This window comes from Salmonella sp. SAL4457 (assembly GCF_046548235.1).
Lineage (GTDB): Bacteria > Pseudomonadota > Gammaproteobacteria > Enterobacterales > Enterobacteriaceae > Salmonella > Salmonella enterica.
Genome location: NZ_JBGDZO010000001.1, coordinates 132,018 through 146,413, shown reverse-complemented (window position 1 = coordinate 146,413; position 14,396 = coordinate 132,018). Strand labels below are relative to the sequence as shown.

Here is a 14,396-nt window from a genome sequence, read left to right as displayed (position 1 = left end):
CGTTATCGCCCCCGCAGCCCGGCCGCCAGGCGTTTGCTGTTACGCACGGAGAGCAACGTCAGCAACGTGCGCCAGGTCATTCGCTTATTGCGAATTTGGTACAGGGTAAAAAGCTGGTATTTTTTGCTGGCGCGATCGAATTTATCTTTGTGCTTACGATAAAAATGGAAATAGCCGGAGAACTTTTTCGGCGAAGAGGTAATCTGCATCTCGCCGTGGTTGATATGTAAAATTTGCGTCGCCTCTTCGACTTTCCACGGTTCGCCATATTCCACCACCATACGCAGAAAAATGTCGTAATCCTGCGCCGCCTTGAGTTCGGTATCGAACAAACACGCTTTAAAACGCCAGGCCCAGGTAAAAACCTGATTGCCAATAATATTGCGCTTGTAGAACAAGCGGCGCGAATAAGGGGATTTCGGATACAGCGGCAGGCTGGCAGGCTGAGAGTAGACCTCGCCCTCGCACACATAGTCGTTGGCATACAAAAAGGCGTGCGTAGTCAACTGGTGTTTATGGGCCAGAAACACGCTCAGACGGTTTGGCGTCCATTCATCGTCATCATCAATACCGGTAATGTAGTGTCCTTGCGCCTGCATAATGGCCTGGTTGCGAACCGCGCAGGCGCCGGTATTCCTGGCGTTATGGGTATAACGGACGCGCGGGTCGTTCAGCTCCTCAACAAATTGTTGTAGCTGCTGATAAGACGAGGAGCAATCATCCACGATGATCATCTCCCAGTGACGGTAGTCCTGACGTAGTACTGATTTAATCGCCCGGATAGCCAACTGCTGCCTGTTCCAGGTTGGCATATAAATTGAGATCAGCGGATTGTCTGTTGTCATGCTTATTCCCCAGATAGTTTTGCCGCATGGCGCTACGCTTGTCCGGCCTACAGTCACAGGCCGCGCCATCCGGCACGCCTTATTTTTTATTTGGAATCTGACTGGTATTCATACTCGTAATAACCATAATCCTGGTAGCCCGTCGCCCGGCGGAAAATGGAGTTGAGAATGACGCCTTTGACCTGAATGCCATTCTGGTCAAAACGGCTCAGACTGGTTTCCACCTCTTTTAAGGTGTTGACGGCATAACGCGCCACCATCAGCGTCGTCCCGGCGTGGCGACCCACAATCGCGGCGTCCGTCACGGCCAGAATCGGCGGCGTGTCGATTAATACCAGGTCGTAGCGGCTGCTTGCCCAGGCGATCAGCTCGCCGAAGCGCTCGCTCATCAGCAGTTCCGATGGATTAGGCGGCACCTGACCGCGCGGAATAAGATCAAAATTAGCAATCGCCGTGGGTTTCGCGCAGGAGGCTATCTCACCTTTGCCCGCCAGAATGTCAGATAAGCCGTCCACGTTATTGGTGCCGAGCAGTTCATGGGTGTAGCCCTTGCGCATATCGCAGTCGATCAGTAATACCCGTTTATGCGTCTGGCTGATGACGGCCGCCAGGTTGGCGCAAACAAAGGTTTTGCCGATAGAGGGGCTGACGCCTGTGAGCATGAGTACATTATTTTGCGCCTGCATCATGGCGAAATGCAGGCTGGTGCGCAGGCTGCGAATCGCCTCAATCGCCAGATCGGTCGGATTGCCCACCGCCAGCAGTTGGCTCTGCTTGTAACGCTTAATTCCTTTAATGGTTTTGACGCTATCGCGCGCTTTTTGCCATTCCGACAGCGGAATACTGGCATAGACGCTGATCCCGTGCTCCTCCAGCGCCTGCGGGCTTTCAATACCGCGATTAAACAGCGAGCGCAGGAGCACGCCGACAATCGATAACATTAATCCCAGAATAATGCTGCCGAGAATAATCAACGCCTTTTTCGGCTTCAGCACGCCCGGCTGGGTAATCGCCGGGTCAACGATGCGCACGTCGCCAACGGTGCTGGCTTCGGTGATTTTCAGCTCCTGCTGTTTATTAAGCAGTTGCATATAGACCTGCTGGCCGGACTCCACATCGCGGGTCAAACGCACAATCTCCTGCTGGGTTTTCGGCATTGCCGTCACCCGCCCGTTCAGTTTGGCTTTTTCATCTTCCAGCGCTTTACGTTTTTCCAGCAGGGTGCGGTAAGCCGGATGCGCTTTGGTAAAGAGCTTGGAAATTTCCGCCTCTTTAAACGTCAACTCATTCAACTGGGCGTCGATATTAACCATCGAATCGAGCACCGCCTTCGCCTCCAGCGGTAAATCCACCGAGTCTTTATCCTGGCGGAAAGCGTTTAGCTTGTTTTCCGCCACATCCAGACGGCTGCGGACTTCCGGCAGTTGTTTTGCCAGAAACGCCAGGCTCTTCCCCGCCTCTTCAGATTTTCGCGCAATATCCTGTTGCAGATAGTTACGGGTAATACTGTTGAGAATGTCGCGGATCTGGTCGCGATCCTCTCCCGTGAACGTCAGGCTCAGAACGCCGGTATCTTTGCCGGTTTCCGTTACGGTGAGGTTATTTTGCAGGTTATTAATCATGCCAAGCGTTGAGAATTTACTCACCGTAAATTCTGTATCAGGACGGGCGTCAATCGCCTCTACCCGCATCGTCACGCCGTCTTTATTGAGTGGCTGGCCCACAACGCCCTGCGCGCTAAATCCGCCGTCGCTAACCAACTGATAACGTTTGTCGCCCAGCACTTTGAGGGTGAAGATCTGTCCGCTCATCGTCTCTGGTCGGGTGAATGTCGTGACTTTCACCATTTCATTGTGACGCCCCATCAGCCGCTCCCACCCGGCGCCGAACAGCGGAAAGGTGTTTTTGGTGACGGCAATATCCAGATCCAGATCGTCAACGGTCTTCCCAAGCACCAGGCGCGATCGAATGAGCTGAATTTCCGCATCGGAAGCCGGCGGCTTATTCGCTAATGCGCTGTTGATATCCTGTACCAGCGAATTACCGGCGTTTTGTTCAATCTGCACCAGCGCATCGGCGCTATAGATGGGCGTGGCGAAGAACGTATAAATTACCGCGCACAGCGCAAATATGGCCGTCGTCCCCAACACCCACCAACGCGCTTCAATCACCGTTCCGACCAGGCGCCCGATATCGATTTCATCGCTACCCGTAACCGCCGCAGATTGTTTTGCTTTTTCTGTCATGGTTTTCCCTGCTCTGCATTCAGTGCCTGCGCCCACTGGCGGGCAGACCTTTCCAGTAATGTGTACACCGCCTCAAACGCATCGCGGCTTTTGCGATACGGGTCCGGTATTTCACGCTCGCTGTCCCAGTGACCAAACAGCATTACCTTGCCGCGCATTTCCGGCGCAATGTCGCACAGGGCGGCGATGTGACGTTTCTCCATCGTCAGAATCAGGTCATATTCCCGGCACAGACGCGCGGAAATTTGCCTTGCGCAGTGATTTTCCAAAGACAGATCGTGGGCGCTCGCCACGCTCGCCGCCGCAGGATCGGCGCCTTTGCCGACCAGTGCGCCTAATCCTGCGGACGCAACCGTCAGCGAGGGATGAAAGCGTTTTAGCAAACGTTCCGCCGTCGGGGAACGGCAAACATTCCCCACACAGACCACTAAGATTTTGTTAAACATAACGATTACCAGGAATGAATGTCGCTGGCCGTATCCGTCATATAACGGACACCGCTAATGGTTGGCAGCAACTGATTGATCAGACGGTTCCAGCGAGCAACCGGCGCGGTCGTGACGTACACCACATCGTAAGGCTGAAGTCGGAATTCCGTCGCCATCACCAATGACGTGGCGTCAGACATATCAAGCTGGTAGATATTGGCGATCTTGCCGCCGCGTTCCCCCTCGCCTTTCAACGGACGAATCACAAAAATGCCGCTGGCGTTGGAGGTGGTCAGATCGATGCCTTCCGCATTGCCCAATGCTTCGGTGAGCGTCATGCCGCTGAAATCCATTTTGAGGGTGCTCTGTTTTTTCACTTCGCCCATGACAAAGACTTTCAGATCGTCATTGCGCGGCACATACAGAATGTCGCCAGGGTAGAGCAAGCGGTTCTGACTAAGATCGCCATTTTGCATCAGCGCCTGTAGCGAAATGCGCTGTTCTTTGCCGTTGTGCGTCAACACGACGTTGCGCCAGTCCGCCATATCGGTCAGGCCGCCCGCGGCGTTAATCGCATCCAGGACGGTTAGCGGTACGTTAGTAATGGCCTGCTGACCGGATTTATTCACCTGGCCGGAGATATACGCTTTTTGCGAGCGGAAAGCGGCGATATTGACATCCACCTGCGGGTCCGCGATGTACTTCGCTAAACGCCCGGTAATATCGCTGCGAATCTCTGACAAAGTTTTACCGACGACGCTAACCTTGCCAATGTAGGGATAAAACATGGTGCCGTCCGGCTGTACCCAGTTGCCGGTATCGCTTGAGCTACGGTACTGGCCCGCTGGCGTGGTCAATTCCGGGTGATCCCAGACGGTGACATTCAGCACATCGCCAGGCCCGACGCGATACTGATAGCTGGCGATCTCCTGGTCCAGCGACATATTCGGTTGCGCGACATTGGGCCGCGGGCGTAATTGCTCAACCAGCCGTGGCGTCAGCGGATACACATTGACCATCCGGTCGAGATCAAAGTCAGCGTCTTGCTGTTTGATCACATCTTTCCCCATCGTAGACATATTGCTGCCCGGAAGTACTGTGCAACCACTTATCAAGCTGAGCGACGCCAATAATGGCATCAATTTCATTTTGGATTTCATCATTGATTATTTATCACTTTGGCAGAGTCATTATCCTGTGCAATTTAAATAGCGGCTTCGTCCGTGCACATTTACCTTGCAGTTAATAGCAGAGAAAATTAACTGGCATCATTCTGAAAAAAAATCAATTCATCCGCAGGCTATTGACAGAATAATAAAGGCTTATATTCAGGCTTTCAGGCACGCTACCGCCCCTGGCTTCTTAGCTACCAATACACTGATTATTCTAAATTTTCGCATTCCCCTCCGATTTCATCCTCGTTCAGATAAAAATCTTCAGCGAAATAAAGGTTACGTATTAATAGTTTTCTCGATGTCGTGACAGGATATTTAAGCGCGCTATCTTAATCCTGCAAGAATTGTTGCAGCTAACCTAATGACAGGCAAGGTAACAAACCCGCCATTCTATATTTTTAAGATTAATATTAAATGAATTAACAGATGATTTTAGGATTTTATTGATGTTGACAATATTTATTTACTCCACTCCACCTGCGATATTTCCTAAATATATTCTTGACATTATTTAGTTTCTGACAGAAACATTACGGCTATTTTAAAGTTATTTTATAGCCGAGTAACAAAGATAAATTGCGCTGCGGCATTGCATTTTTCCGCCGTATTATCCATGATCGAATTGTGACAATTGTCATATTACAGAAGGTATTGCTCTTACTATGGAATGGATTGCCGATCCGTCAATCTGGGCCGGACTGGTAACGTTAATCGTTATCGAACTTGTTCTCGGCATTGATAACCTGGTCTTTATTGCCATCCTCGCTGAAAAACTACCGCCGGGGCAGCGCGACCGCGCGCGCATTACCGGCCTGATACTGGCGATGATCATGCGCCTGCTGCTGCTGGCGTCAATCTCGTGGCTGGTCACCTTGACTAAGCCGCTCTTTAGCGTACAGGCGTTAAGCTTTAGCGCCCGCGATCTGATTATGCTGTTCGGCGGCTTCTTCCTGCTCTTTAAAGCCACCATGGAGCTCAACGAACGGCTGGAAGGGAAAGATAGCGCCAACCCTACCCAGCGTAAGGGGGCGAAATTCTGGGCGGTGGTCGCGCAAATCGTGGTGCTGGACGCTATCTTTTCTCTCGACTCCGTGATTACCGCCGTGGGGATGGTCGATCACCTGGCGGTCATGATGGCGGCCGTGATAATCGCCATTAGCCTGATGCTGCTCGCCAGCAAGTCACTGACCCGATTTGTGAACAACCATCCCACCATTGTCATTTTGTGTCTTAGCTTCCTGCTAATGATCGGCTTTAGCCTGGTGGCGGAAGGGTTTGGTTTCCACATTCCGAAAGGGTATCTGTACGCGGCTATCGGCTTCTCGGTGATGATCGAGGCGCTCAACCAACTGGCTATTTTTAACCGCCGCCGTTTTCTTTCCGCTAACCATACGCTGCGCCAGCGCACAACGGAGGCCGTGATGCGGCTGATTAGCGGTAAAAAAGAGGATGCCGAACTGGATGCGGAAACCGCCGCGATGCTGGCAGACCATGACGACAGCCAGATTTTTAATCCGCAGGAGCGCAGGATGATTGAGCGGGTGCTGAATCTCAACCAGCGCACCGTAAGTAGCATCATGACGTCGCGCCACGATATCGAGCATATCGATCTCAACGCGCCGGAAGCGGAAATCCGCGCTCTGCTGGAAAAGAACCAGCATACGCGTCTGGTCGTGACGGGTGAAAATGAACAGGAAGATTTACTCGGCGTCGTCCACGTCATCGATCTGTTGCAACAATCGCTGCGCGGCGAACCGCTCAACCTGCGGGCGCTGATTCGCCAACCGCTGGTTTTCCCGGAAACATTGCCGCTGCTGCCTGCGCTGGAGCAGTTCCGTAACGCCAGAACCCATTTTGCCTTTGTCGTAGATGAGTTTGGCTCGGTTGAAGGCATTGTGACATTAAGCGATGTCATGGAGACTATTGCCGGTAATCTGCCGAATGAAGTCGAGGAAATTGACGCCCGCCACGATATTCAGAAGAACCCGGACGGTTCCTGGACAGCAAACGGCCATATGCCGCTGGAGGATTTGGTGCAGTACGTGCCGCTACCGCTGGATGAAAAACGGGAATACCATACGATTGCCGGATTATTGATGGAATATTTGCAGCGCATACCGCAAACCGGTGAAGAGGTTCAGGTGGGCGATTATTTGCTGAAAACATTGCAGGTAGAAAGCCATCGAGTGCAGAAAGTGCAGTTAATTCCGCTGCATAACGGCGAGCCAGACCCGGAGATGTAACGTCTGTTCGCCTGCCCCGGCCTGCTTACCAGGCAGGCCGGAGGCGCGTTAGCCTCGCCATCCGGCTCTGCCCTTTGGCCAAAAACTAAAGCTTATTCAGCAGCTTCTTCACATCTTTACCGTTGCGGGTATCTTTATTGCGATCCGCCCAGTCGTTGAGCCGACGCTTCGCCTCATCCTGTAAATGCTTGCGCAATAACTGATCCACTTGCAGGGTATAGTTCAGCTCCTGCCACTTGCCATAGACGCGCAGCGGCACCGGCGTCTCTTTCAGGAAGGTGATCAGGTTGCTATCGCCGTTCCAGCCGCCCAGCACACGCAGATTAAATTGTGTATCACAGCTCTGCTTAACCAGATCCAGCGTTCCGCTGCCGGTTAACGCCAGCATAGAAGATTGCCCGACCATGTCGTCGAGTGTCAGCGTGCCCTTATTTAGCGTCAGATCGGTCGTGAAGCGATCCAGTCGGGTCGCGTTGTCCATATTTTCCTGCGACTGCTGCGCGTCGCCGCCGCTTCGCTCTACGGCCTGCTGCACCAGTTGCTGGAAATTCATTCCTTCGAGGCGCGTATTGCTCATGTCAACATGCGCTTTTCCTTTCCAGCTGTGGCGAAATGCCTCCGCGTCAATATCCGCCCCGGAGAAATCGCCAACCAGCGACATCTTACCGGTCAGGCTAATCGGATAATTGAAGGCTTTCAGGATAGTCCCAATCTCAACATGGTTGAGGCGAGGGTGGAATTCGATGCGCGGACTGGCGGTGCGGGCGTCCAGCGTGCCGGGCAGCGACATCTCTCCGTCGGCCAGTTTCCCCTGCAACTCAGTAATATCCAGCAATCCGGCCTGATTAGACATCTTCGTCGAAACCTGGGTAAAGTCCATTCCCCGCCAGCGAACTGAATCCGCCTGTAAAGCAATCTCCGCCGTAAAGCTTTGCAGCCCCTGATAAGGCGGCGCACCAACACGCGACGCGATAACTGGCCTGGTCAGGGGGAGCGTATTTTGCCCCTGCGACACCGCGCCGCCCGTCTGTGCCACGGCGCTATGATGCGGCAACAGGTTATCCAGATTAAGCTTGCTGGACCGGAGGTCAATTTGCCATTCCGGCTGGTCCGCCAGCGTTACCTGGACATGCCCGGTCAGAGAACTGTCATTCGCCGTTAAATTTAAGTGGTTAAATGAAAGACGTTTTTGCGCCTCCTGCCACTGCGCCTGCAATTGTCCCTGCCCCTCAATCCCCTGCGCCGGTAGATCCGCGCCCTGCAATTGCCAGCGCAGTTGCTCAATACCCGCGGTTAAGTTATGCGGATAATCGGAAGCATCCACCGTTCCGCTGAACGATAAAGCAAGATCCCGCTGATCGCGGTTCACGCGTCCCGAAAAATCAAACGTGCCGCGATGCTCGGCATCTTGTTCCATATTCAGACGAATATCGCGCACCGTGACCTGATCATCATTTTCATGCTGGAAAACCAGCACGCTGTCGGCAACGCGCAGGCTACGAATATCAAACGACCAGCCGCGATCTTCCGCTACGTCCGGCAAGGTATTATCTTTCGGCGCGACCGGCGCATCATCACTGCGTACCGCTTCCGTTTGCGGCGTCAGTTGAATCACCCCGCCCTTCAGCATCACCTGCTTAACATGAAGCTGATGACTCAACAGCGGCCATAAAGCGACATCCAGGCGCATATTGTCAGCCCGCACCAGCGGTTCGCTGGCGCCTCGCGCCGTTAGCGTCATTCGCCCGGAAAGGATACTGAGTTGCGGCCATACGTGCCAGCGCAGCGGCCCGTCAAGTTGCAACTGATATTCACTACGCGCGGCAACCTGCTGCACCATATAGGCGCGGAAATCATTCGGATTGACCAACAATACCAACGCAGAGAATCCGGCCACCAGCACGACCAGGAGAATCATCAGCGTCGTCAGAAATCGTCTCATGCTACCCTCAATGGACCGGCAGTATTGCGCCGAATGGCTCAGTCTTTATCAATCCGGCTGGCGACAGCGCCCTGCTGATCGCGATATTTGGCATCCTGACGGCGGTTATAAGGCCGCGCCGCCGGGCCGGACAGCGGCTCAAAGCTCAACGCGCCGATGAGCATACCCGGACGCAACGCCAGCGGCAGCTTCCCGGAGTTGTAAAACTCAAGCACAATGCAGCCCGACCAGCCGGGATCGATACGGTGCGCCGTCACATGCACCATCAATCCCAGACGCGCCAGCGAGGAGCGACCATCCAGCCAGCCCACTAAATCCGGCGGCAGGGTAACGGATTCAAAGGTGACGGCCAGCGCCAACTCGCCCGGATGCAGATAAAATGCCTCGCCGTCCGGCAAAACGATTTCATCGCTCATCACGCGATCCAGCGCCGCGCTGACCTCATCTTTCGGCCCGCTCAGATCGATAAACGCCGCCGTATGGCCACGGAAGGTTCGAAATTTATTGCCAAGACGTACATCGACCGTCGCGCCGTTAATGCGCTCTACGGGAGGTCGCGGGGTGATAGACAAACGGCCTTCATCCAGCCAGGCTTCAATATCTCGGTCGCATAAACGCATGGCACTTTCTCCTTTCGCGCATCAAGCCCTTAAATCAAGCACATCAAGGGCTAACCAGGTTATCACTGAACGGTACACAATTCGCCAGATTTATTCAAAGAACTGGCTGATTTTCGCTTTCAGAATATCAATAGCGATGCGGTTTTTACCGCCGCGCGGCACGATAATATCCGCATATTGTTTGGAAGGCTCAATAAATTGCAGGAACATCGGACGCACCGTTTTCTGATATTGCGCCATCACCGAATCCATTGAGCGACCACGCTCGTTCACATCGCGTTTGATACGGCGCATCAAACAGATATCCAGCGGCGTATCGACAAAAATAGAGAAGTTCATCTCTTCACGCAAACGCGCGTCGGTCAGTAACAGAATACCTTCAAGAATAATCACCTTCTTCGGTTCTACGCGAACCGTTTCCTGCATACGGGTATGCTCAACATAACTGTATACCGGTAATTCAATCGCCGAACCGCGCTTGAGCGCCTGAAGATGCTGAAATAGCAGGCTGTGATCCATCGCATTCGGATGGTCATAGTTAGTTTTTACGCGTTCTTCCATCGACAGATGGCTTTGATCTTTGTAATAACTGTCTTCGGGAATAACGCCAATATGTTCGTCACCCACTTGTTCACGCAATTCGCGGTAAAGGGTACTGGCAATAAGACTCTTGCCGGAAGCCGATGCGCCAGCGATACCGATAATGACGCACTGATGAGACTGATCAGTCATAAATTTAGCGACCTGATTAACCTGGATGTAAGGAAGGGGGGCGCCGAAACGCCAAACGCGGCAATTATAGGGATTTCAGCAGCGCGATACCAGTCCGGCGCTATGCCACGGTGAATTTGTTGGCGGCGCATTCGACGTCGCGATGTAAAAGCGTTCAGTTTTAACGCGGGCAGCGGTTTTATCGACCCGTCTGGAGGAGGAATACGCCGGGAGCCACAATTTATATTCAGCCAGCGTATAAATCATTACGCGTTTATACTAGCATAATCACAGAGTAAACTGACGCGTCCGGTATTCCGCGACGTTACCGGCGATTCGGATAGAGTGGTAATGAGTAAACCATCCCAACATGTTTTCGTTACCGTCCCCCACCCGCTATTGCGTCTGGTCAGTTTAGGCCTGGTCGCGTTTGTCTTTACGCTCTTTTCGCTCGTATTATCGCGTGTCGGCACCCAACTCGCGCCGCTGTGGTTCCCCACCTCCATTATGATGGTCGCGTTTTACCGCCATGCGGGCCGTCTGTGGCCAGGGATCGCGGTCGCCTGCTCGCTCGGCAGCATCGGCGCCTCACTGACTTTATTTCCTGCCGCCTCGCTTAACTTTAGCTGGACGGCAATAAATATTATCGAGGCGGCCACTGGCGCGATACTGCTGCGAAAACTGCTCCCCAGCTACAACCCCTTACAAAATTTGAATGACTGGTTTCGTCTGGCTATCGGCAGCGCCGTGATTCCGCCGCTACTCGGCGGCCTGTTATTTTGGCTAATAGCGCCGGAAGCGGTCGCCTCGAAAGCGTTTCTGATTTGGGTATTATCGGAAGCCATCGGCGCGCTGACGCTGGTGCCGTTAGGTTTACTGTTTAAACCACACTATCTGTTGCGTCATCGCGACCCGCATCTGTTGCTGGAAACGCTATTGACGCTGGTCATTACGCTGGCGCTAAGCTGGCTCGCTATGCGCTATATTCCGTGGCCGTTTACGTGCGTTATCGTCCTGTTGATGTGGAGTGCGGTGCGCCTGCCGCGAATGGAGGCGTTTTTAATTTTTTTAGCTACCGTTATCGTGGTCTCGCTCATGCTGGCCAATGACCCCACGCTGCTCGCCACGCCGAAAACCGACGTGATGGTCAATATGCCGTGGCTGCCTTTTTTAATGATCCTGCTGCCTGCCAATATGATGACGATGGTGATGTACGCGTTTCGCACGGAGCGTAAACATATCACCGAGAGCGAATCCCGCTTTCGCAACGCGATGGAGTATTCCGCCATTGGTATGGCGCTGGTCGGTACGGAGGGTCAGTGGCTACAGGTCAATAAATCTCTGAGCCATTTTCTTGGCTATAGCCAGGATGAATTACGCACGATGACATTTCAGCAATTGACCTGGCCGGAAGACCTGAATAATGACCTTGAACAGCTAAACATGCTGGTGCGCGGCGACATCAATAGCTATTCCATGGAAAAACGCTACTACACCCGCAACGGCGATGTCGTCTGGGCGCTACTGGCCGTCTCGCTGGTTCGTCATAAAGACAATAAACCTCTCTATTTTATTGCTCAGATCGAAGATATTAACGATCTCAAGCAAAGCGAGCAGGAAAACCAGCGGTTGATGGAGCGTATTACACAGGCGAACGAGGCGCTGTTTCAGGAAAAAGAACGGTTGCACATCACGCTTGACTCTATCGGAGAAGCGGTGGTGTGTATTGATGTCGCGATGAATATCACCTTTATGAACCCGATCGCCGAGAAGATGAGCGGCTGGCGGCAAGAGGATGCTTTAGGCGCGCCATTATTAACGGTTCTGCGCATTACGTCAGGTGATAAGGGGCCGCTGCTGGAGGATATTTATCGCGCCGACAGGTCGCGATCGGACATGGAACAGGAGATAGTGCTCCATTGTCATAACGGCGGCAGCTACGATATTCATTACAGTATCACGCCGCTCAGTACGCTTGACGGCGATAAGATTGGTTCGGTTCTGGTTATCCAGGACGTTACCGAATCACGAAAAATGTTACGCCAGCTCAGCTACAGCGCAACGCATGACGCCCTCACCCATCTTGCCAACCGCGCTAGTTTTGAAAAACAGCTGCAACAGCGCCTGCAAACAATACAGGAATCGCCTCAACATCATGCGCTGGTGTTTATCGATCTGGACCGTTTTAAAGCGGTTAACGACAGCGCGGGACATGCCGCCGGCGATGCCTTATTGCGCGAGCTCGCGTCACTGATGCTCAGTATGCTTCGATCCGGCGATCTCCTGGCCCGTCTGGGTGGCGATGAGTTTGGCCTGTTGCTGCCGGATTGTAATAGTGACAGCGCGCGCTTTATCGCGACGCGGCTTATCAACGCCATTAATGAGTATCACTTTATGTGGGAAGGACGCCTGCATCGGATCGGCGCCAGCGCCGGGATCACAATGATAAATGAACATAACTGCCAGCTCACAGAGGTCGTGTCTCAGGCCGATATTGCCTGCTACGCCGCGAAAAATAGCGGTCGAGGCCGTCTGACCGTGTACGAACCGCAGCACGCATTAACCTCCTCAAAGGGAATGATGCCGCTGGAAGAACAGTGGCATATGATTAAAAATAACCACCTGCTGATGCTTGCCAGAAACGTCGCGCCGCCGCGTACGCCGGAGGCCACCAGCTTTTGGCTGGTCTCACTCAGGCTGTGGACCAGCGAAGGGGAAGTGTTGGAAGAGCGCGCGTTCCGGGCAGGGTTAGCCGACTCCGCGCTGCATCACGCGCTTGACCGACGGGTATTCCATGAGTTTTTCCACCATGCGGCGACCGCCGTCGCCAGCAAGGGATTAAGCGTTGCGCTGCCGCTGTCCGCCGCAGGATTATACAGCGCGACCCTTATTGATGAGCTGCTGGAACAACTGGAGCATAGCCCACTACCGCCACGGTTATTACACCTGATTATCCCGGCTGACGTTATCGTTAAGCAGGCGCAGACCGCCGCTGCGACTCTGCGAAAACTGCGGCAACGCGGCTGCCAGGTTATTTTCAGCCATGTCGGGCGCGATTTACAGCTGTTTAATTTACTGCCCCCGCATATCGTCGATTATTTACTGCTGGATAGCGACCTTATCGCCAACGTTCATGAGAGTTTAATGGATGAAATGCTGACCTCGATCATCCAGGGACACGCCCAGCATCTGGGCATCAAAACGCTCGCCGGGCCGGTACAAAATCCACAGGTGCTGGATACGCTCTCCCGTATTGGCGTGGATCTGATTTATGGCGACACTATCGCCGAAGCGCAACCGCTGGATTTGTTACTGAATACCAGCTATTTCGCTATCCATTGACGGTTGCCAGCCGTGGGTATACCAGATATGCAGTAGCGCGTAGGAACGCCACGGTTTCCAGCGCTCCGCGTAGCGACGGATCTGCGCGGCCGTCATCCCGGCAAAGCGCTGCTTAATTAAGTAATCATCGGGCAAAAAGATATCTTTTGCCTGCCAACCGCGCAGGGCGAAATAGTTCGCCGTCCAGCGGCCAATTCCCGGAAACGTTTGTAAATTTTTAACGCTCTGCTCAATATCCGGCGGCGCGGCGAGCGCCAGTTTTCCCGCCAGCGTCGCCTGCGCCAGATGAATCAGCGCTTCGGCGCGCCGCAGAGGCATCCCCAGAGCTTTAAGCGCCAGCGGATCGGCCAACGCCAGCGTTTCCGGACCGGGAAAACAGACATAATCGGGCGCATCCGGCAACGCCTCGCCATAGCGGCGCGCCACTTTCGCCGTCAACCTGGCCGCCATCGCGACACTCACCAGTTGCCCCAGTATCGCCCGCACGCCTTGTTCAAACGTATCAACCGATCCCGGTAAACGCAGCCCCGGTCTGTCCTCGCCCAGTGGCCCCAGCACGGCGGCAACCTGCGCGGGCTGGCAGTCAAGATCAAACAGACGCGAAACCTTCGCCAGACACGCCGGCGCGACGGGAAGTAATCCGGCGCTCACGCTGACCTGCACAGTGTGGGTGGGCAGATGGGGGCTCACGCTGATCAGTCCGCGATGCTCGCCCACCACCAGGCTGCGCGCATAAAAGCCCTCGCCTACCGTTTCCACGCCGTCCACCGCACGCGCGGCAAGAAAGCCCAACATCCACGACCAGTCGTAAGGCGGCTGCCAGCTCAGGGTAAACATACTTTTC

10 protein-coding genes are annotated in these 14,396 nt (G+C 53.8%); 2 read left to right on the top strand and 8 right to left on the bottom strand.

What is annotated here, in order from left to right; all coding sequences use genetic code 11:
• Positions 1 to 2 precede the first annotated feature (2 nt).
• The 4 genes from wcaA to ACLJNW_RS00660 form a co-directional block, all read right to left on the bottom strand.
• A complete protein-coding gene (gene wcaA / locus ACLJNW_RS00675; protein ID WP_000205695.1) occupies positions 3 to 845 on the bottom strand; it encodes a colanic acid biosynthesis glycosyltransferase WcaA in 843 nt (280 codons plus the stop codon).
• An 86-nt stretch (positions 846 to 931) separates the two neighbouring features.
• On the bottom strand, positions 932 to 3,091 hold the full coding sequence (gene wzc / locus ACLJNW_RS00670) for a tyrosine-protein kinase Wzc (RefSeq protein WP_023203906.1): 2,160 nt from the start codon (positions 3,089 to 3,091) through the stop codon (positions 932 to 934).
• Complete coding sequence (gene wzb, locus ACLJNW_RS00665; protein ID WP_000482224.1) at positions 3,088 to 3,537, bottom strand: low molecular weight protein-tyrosine-phosphatase Wzb; 450 nt, start codon at positions 3,535 to 3,537, stop codon at positions 3,088 to 3,090. The genes wzc and wzb overlap by 4 nt, the downstream gene beginning before the upstream one ends.
• Positions 3,538 to 3,542: 5 nt before the next feature.
• A complete protein-coding gene (locus tag ACLJNW_RS00660; RefSeq protein WP_000978076.1) occupies positions 3,543 to 4,682 on the bottom strand; it encodes a polysaccharide export protein in 1,140 nt (379 codons plus the stop codon).
• Positions 4,683 to 5,356: 674 nt separating this feature from the next.
• On the opposite strand from ACLJNW_RS00660, the gene ACLJNW_RS00655 reads away from it, so the two are divergent.
• Entirely contained in the window at positions 5,357 to 6,937 is a 1,581-nt protein-coding gene (locus ACLJNW_RS00655; RefSeq protein ID WP_000454712.1) for a TerC family protein, read from the top strand.
• Between the two features lie 85 nt (positions 6,938 to 7,022).
• Here ACLJNW_RS00655 and asmA read toward each other — a convergent pair whose 3' ends face one another.
• The 3 genes from asmA to udk form a co-directional block, all read right to left on the bottom strand.
• Positions 7,023 to 8,879 carry an outer membrane assembly protein AsmA gene (gene asmA / locus ACLJNW_RS00650; protein WP_001252254.1) on the bottom strand — a complete coding sequence of 619 codons (1,857 nt, stop codon included), beginning with the start codon at positions 8,877 to 8,879 and terminating at the stop codon, positions 7,023 to 7,025.
• 38 nt (positions 8,880 to 8,917) lie between these two features.
• Positions 8,918 to 9,499, bottom strand: a complete 582-nt coding sequence (gene dcd / locus ACLJNW_RS00645) for a dCTP deaminase (protein WP_001234783.1) — start codon at positions 9,497 to 9,499, stop codon at positions 8,918 to 8,920.
• A gap of 90 nt (positions 9,500 to 9,589) precedes the next feature.
• Positions 9,590 to 10,231 (bottom strand): uridine kinase, encoded by a 642-nt coding sequence (udk, locus tag ACLJNW_RS00640; protein ID WP_000132082.1) that lies wholly within the window; start codon positions 10,229 to 10,231, stop codon positions 9,590 to 9,592.
• A 330-nt stretch (positions 10,232 to 10,561) separates the two neighbouring features.
• On the opposite strand from udk, the gene ACLJNW_RS00635 reads away from it, so the two are divergent.
• Positions 10,562 to 13,552: an MASE1 domain-containing protein gene (locus tag ACLJNW_RS00635; RefSeq protein WP_000042948.1), complete on the top strand. Its 2,991-nt coding sequence runs from the start codon at positions 10,562 to 10,564 to the stop codon at positions 13,550 to 13,552.
• Here ACLJNW_RS00635 and alkA read toward each other — a convergent pair.
• Positions 13,520 to 14,389, bottom strand: a complete 870-nt coding sequence (gene alkA, locus ACLJNW_RS00630) for a DNA-3-methyladenine glycosylase 2 (protein ID WP_000494703.1) — start codon at positions 14,387 to 14,389, stop codon at positions 13,520 to 13,522. The genes ACLJNW_RS00635 and alkA overlap by 33 nt on opposite strands.
• Positions 14,390 to 14,396 lie beyond the last annotated feature (7 nt).

Bases quoted from the DNA above. Each gene is read 5' to 3' on its own strand.
- ACLJNW_RS00655 (WP_000454712.1), top strand. From the start codon at position 5,357: ATGGAATGGATTGCCGATCCGTCAATCTGGGCCGGACTGGTAACGTTA.
- wcaA (WP_000205695.1), bottom strand. From the start codon at position 845: ATGACAACAGACAATCCGCTGATCTCAATTTATATGCCAACCTGGAAC.
- ACLJNW_RS00635 (WP_000042948.1), top strand. From the start codon at position 10,562: ATGAGTAAACCATCCCAACATGTTTTCGTTACCGTCCCCCACCCGCTA.
- udk (WP_000132082.1), bottom strand. From the start codon at position 10,231: ATGACTGATCAGTCTCATCAGTGCGTCATTATCGGTATCGCTGGCGCA.
- dcd (WP_001234783.1), bottom strand. From the start codon at position 9,499: ATGCGTTTATGCGACCGAGATATTGAAGCCTGGCTGGATGAAGGCCGT.
- wzc (WP_023203906.1), bottom strand. From the start codon at position 3,091: ATGACAGAAAAAGCAAAACAATCTGCGGCGGTTACGGGTAGCGATGAA.
- asmA (WP_001252254.1), bottom strand. From the start codon at position 8,879: ATGAGACGATTTCTGACGACGCTGATGATTCTCCTGGTCGTGCTGGTG.
- alkA (WP_000494703.1), bottom strand. From the start codon at position 14,389: ATGTTTACCCTGAGCTGGCAGCCGCCTTACGACTGGTCGTGGATGTTG.
- ACLJNW_RS00660 (WP_000978076.1), bottom strand. From the start codon at position 4,682: ATGATGAAATCCAAAATGAAATTGATGCCATTATTGGCGTCGCTCAGC.
- wzb (WP_000482224.1), bottom strand. From the start codon at position 3,537: ATGTTTAACAAAATCTTAGTGGTCTGTGTGGGGAATGTTTGCCGTTCC.